Annotated in this window: 4 protein-coding genes; 2 read left to right on the top strand and 2 right to left on the bottom strand. The window is 73.2% G+C overall.

All coding sequences use genetic code 11. The features are described 5' to 3' along the window. The coding region (locus tag CCN33_RS32525; RefSeq protein WP_208621790.1) for a hypothetical protein at nt 1–183 on the bottom strand (183 nt) is incomplete at its 3' end. A 130-nt stretch (nt 184–313) separates the two neighbouring features. Here CCN33_RS32525 and CCN33_RS18165 point away from each other — a divergent pair. Continuing rightward, nucleotides 314–805 carry a MarR family winged helix-turn-helix transcriptional regulator gene (locus tag CCN33_RS18165; RefSeq protein ID WP_086694635.1) on the top strand — a complete coding sequence of 164 codons (492 nt, stop codon included), beginning with the start codon at nt 314–316 and terminating at the stop codon, nt 803–805. Between the two features lie 19 nt (nt 806–824). On the opposite strand, the gene CCN33_RS18160 is transcribed toward CCN33_RS18165, so the two are convergent. Continuing rightward, the gene (locus CCN33_RS18160) at nt 825–1,613 is read right to left on the bottom strand and encodes a protein phosphatase 2C domain-containing protein (RefSeq protein ID WP_086694634.1); all 789 of its coding nucleotides are present in this window, start codon (nt 1,611–1,613) and stop codon (nt 825–827) included. 381 nt (nt 1,614–1,994) lie between these two features. On the opposite strand from CCN33_RS18160, the gene CCN33_RS18155 reads away from it, so the two are divergent. After that, nucleotides 1,995–4,053, top strand: a 2,059-nt coding sequence (locus tag CCN33_RS18155; protein WP_208621789.1) for a sensor histidine kinase, incomplete at its 3' end; no start/stop codon positions are given.

Below are 4,053 nucleotides of genomic sequence, written 5' to 3'. Positions count from 1 at the left end.
GAGGACGAGGCTGAGCGCGCCGAGCACGGCCGTGACCAGGACGGCGGACGTGCGCGGGCGGGCGGGACCGGGTCTGTGCACGGGCATGGCGTGGCCTTTCGGGGTGAAAGTGGGGGACCGGAAATGACCGACGAGCCTGTTGCGCCGGGCCGCCGCGAGGGGCCCGCCCAAGAAGCTACGCACGTAGATGCGGGGGTGGGAAGGGGGTCCGGATGCCGCCGTTGGTCTACGCCTGCGAAATACTGACGGAGCTGCGGCGATGACGGGGTCCGGCAGAAAATTTCAGACGGCGAAACCGGGCAGGGGTACTGAGGTGCACGAGGACGGGAACAACGGTACGGGCGAGGGCACCGCACCCGTGGTGCCGCGCTGTGTCGACCAGGAATTCCTGGCGCTGGAGCGTGAACTGACCGTGCTGCTGCGACGGGCGCGCGCCAGTCAGGGAGAGATGGCGCGCGAGGTCCACCCCGACCTGGAATCGGCCGCGTACGGGCTGCTGATCCGGCTCGACGAGCAGGGCGGCCAGCGGGCCACGGATCTGGCCGCCTACATCGGCGTCGGCAAGGCCACCATGTCCCGTCAGCTGCGCGCCCTGGAGGACCTCGGCCTGATCGCCCGTGAGCCCGATCCGGCCGACGGCCGCGCCTGGCTGGTCACCCTCACCGACGAGGGCCGGGGCCGGGTGGGCCAGGTCCGCGAGGCCCGCCGCGCGCGCTACGTCAGCCAGCTCGCCCACTGGGACCGCCGCGAGGTCGCCGAACTGGCCCGGCTGCTGCACGAATTGAACGGCATCGCGGAGAAGTAGCCGGGAGCCGGGCGAACCCTCACAGCTCCACGTGGACGGCCGTCGCGTCGTCGTGCGTCTTGCTGCGGCCGAGGAAGGCCCGCTCCTCGCGGTCCGCGAGCTCCAGCTCCCGCACCCGGTCCACCAGGGCACGGGTGCCCTCCTTGGCGACCAGGTCGAACAGGGCCGTCCAGTCGCCCTCGTGGAACGTCTCCGTCCAGCGGGCCGCGCCGTCGGTCAGCGCGACCAGCGAGCGCACCCCGGCGCGCGGCACCGAGCCGGTGACCGCGTACCGGGCCACCTCGGGATCGGCGGCGGCCGTGAAGAAGCCGCCCTCCTTGTTGCGCAGCTCGGCGTCCACCCGTTCCGCGCCGGCCAGCGCCCCGCGCGGCAGCCGGGCCAGCCGGTCGTCCAGCACCGGGGTCACCGTGCCGTCCGGGGCGCGCAGCAGCAGCGCGGAGTCCGACAGCACCAGGTACTCGACCGTCTCCGCCGACCAGCGGACCAGCACCACCGTCGCCTGGGGCGTACGCGGGTGAGAAAGGTCACAGCTGGTCAGATGGGTCTTCGATGTTTGGGTGATCGCCCGGCTGAGAATCTCCGCCAGCGTCAGATCTCGGTGGGAAACGGTCAGTTCGGTCAGCGCGCCGCCCAGCCGGGCGGTGAACCAGGGCACCGGGTGCGAGCAGCCCGGTGCGTACGGGGGCGGTGTCACCCCGTCCAGCAAGATCACGCAACCGCCCTGACCGCAGGCGGGTAGTCCGACCCCCGCGAAGTCCTCGTTGGGCCGGTCGGCGGTGCCGGGTTCCGAGACGAGATCAGTACGCACCCCGCCAGTCTGCACGAACCCTTCACGAGCGGGGGCAACGGCCGAAGTACGTAACCGGATCGGTGCGGCCGACCGGCTCGGACGCCGGAATTGGCGGCAATTGACACGGTCCGGGAATGCGTGGCGGCGAATATTGCCAAAGCCTGCCCCGCGCGTCCAACCGGCCCGCCGCGCAAGGGTGTCCGGCGCGCCGCCGCGACTTGCCCGCCAACTCCCCTCCGATGTTCACTCCTTCGGGTGGCGGGTCAGGTGATGCGCGGCCACTGCCCACCGGCGCTGGGAGGGTCGGGAACCATGAACCGGGTGTACGCACCACTTGGCACCGAGACGACGGGGCGCCGCCCGGCCCTTCCGTAGACGAGTTCAGGATTGCGAGCACCGGTGCAGAAGAAGCGGCCTCGGCGCGCAGGCAGGCAGACGGCCCCCCAGGGGACCGCCGAGCAGAACCCCGTGGGCGCTGGACGCCCCACCCATGTGCGCAACCGGTTGATCGTCGCCGTGGCCGTGGTGGCCGCCGCCATAGCCGCGGCAGGCGCGCCCGCCCTGCTCACCGCCTCCGGGGACCTCCATGAGTCCCAGAAGCTGGTGACGCTGGCGGACGAGACGCAGGACGCCCTCGCGCTCGCCCACTCACTGGCCGACGAGCGCGACGAGGTCACCTCCTACGTGGCCGCCGGACGGCCCAGGGCCAAAGCGCCCTCCGAGCAGCGCGGCACCCGCGTGGACCGTCAGGTCGAGGACCTGCGCGCGGACACCGGCCTGCCGTCCCGGCTGCGTACCGCGCTGGACGGCATCGCCACCGTCCGCCGCGCCGCGCTGACCGGCAAGACCGACGCGCTGCGCACCCACCAGGCGTACTCGGCCACCATCACCGAGCTGCACCGGCTCGCGGAGGAGCTGGCCGACCGCACGCCCCCGCGCGCGGGTTCGGGCGCCTACGCGCTCGCCGGTCTGGACACCGCCGTCCAGCAGTCCGCCGCCGCGCGCGGCCTGCTGCTGGCCGCGCTGAGCGTGCCCTCGACGCCCAGCACCTCGATCAGTCCGGTGACCGGCCTGCCCGTCACCACCAACGGCAGCTCCGAGGCCGACACCGCCCGCCGCGACGCGCTCACCACCGCCGCCCAGCGGGCCCGGCTGCGCGCCGACGCCGGCCTCGCCACGTTCCGCGAGACCGCGCCCAAGGCCGCCGTCACCTCCTACGACTCCACGGTCACCGGCCCGGAGGTCAACTCCGCCGACAAGTACCTGGACTTCCTCACCGCCCAGCCCACCTTCGGCGACCGGCAGCGCGCCGTCAGCGCCAAGAAGCTGGACGCCGCGCTCTCCGCCCGCGTCGACCTGATGCGCGGCGCCGAGTCGGCCCTCTACGAGCGCCAGGGGCAGAGCCTCGCCACCCTGCGGGACGACGACGTCACCGGGCTGGAGATCCGCGTCGCGGTGCTCGGCGCCCTGATGCTGGTCGCCGTCGGTGTCGCCACCGCCATGGCCCGCACCCTCACCCGCCCGCTCTCCGTGCTGCGCCGGGGCTCGGCCCGCCTGGCCGGCGCCGAGGACCCGGCCGGCCAGGAGCCGATCGCCTTCACCGGGCGCAACGACGAGTTCGCCCAGGTCGTCCGCTCGGTGAACGCCCTGCACGCGCACGCCGTCGCCCTGCACGAGCGGGTCGCCACCCTGGAGGCCGACCGCAAGCACCTGGTCGGCCAGCGCCAGAAGATGGCCGACGCCCGCGAGGAGCTGCGCGCCGAACTCAGCGACTCCAGCGCCCAGCTGGAGCGGCTGCGGGAGAGCATCGGCGGCACCTTCGTCAACCTCGCGCTGCGCACCCTCGGCCTGGTCGAGCGCCAGCTCTCCGTGATCGAGGGGCTGGAGGAGCGCGAGCAGGACCCGGAGCGCCTGGCAACCCTGTTCAAGCTGGACCACTTCGCCACGGTGATGCGGCGCCACAGCGAGAACCTCCTGGTCCTCTCCGGCACCGAGCACATCCAGCCCGCACACGGCCCGGTCCCGCTGGTCGACGTGGTCCGCGCGGCCGTCAGCGAGATCGAGCGGTACGAGCGCGTCCGGATCGCCGCGCTGCCCCCGCACGCCCATGTGGCCGGCTTCGCCGCCGACGACCTCTCCCACCTGCTGGCCGAACTGATGGAGAACGCCAGCTCGTTCTCCCCGCCCGACCTGCCCGTGGAGGTCTCCGCCTGGCTGCTGGAGTCCGGTGAGGTGATGCTCTCGGTTCAGGACGAGGGCATCGGCATGGCCGCCGAGCGCATGGAGCGGCTCAACGGCCGCCTCGCCGACTTCGACCCCGAGTCGCCGTACGAGCAGGAGGGCGAGGACGGCCTCGGCCTCGGCCTGTACGTCGTCGCCCGGCTCGCCCACCGGCACAACATCCGCGTCCAGCTGCGCGAGCAGAAGCAGGGCGGGGTCGCCGCCGTGGTGGTGCTCC

Source organism: Streptomyces recifensis, assembly GCF_002154615.1.
Lineage (GTDB): Bacteria > Actinomycetota > Actinomycetes > Streptomycetales > Streptomycetaceae > Streptomyces > Streptomyces griseoluteus.
This window is presented reverse-complemented; position numbering and strand designations above follow the sequence as displayed.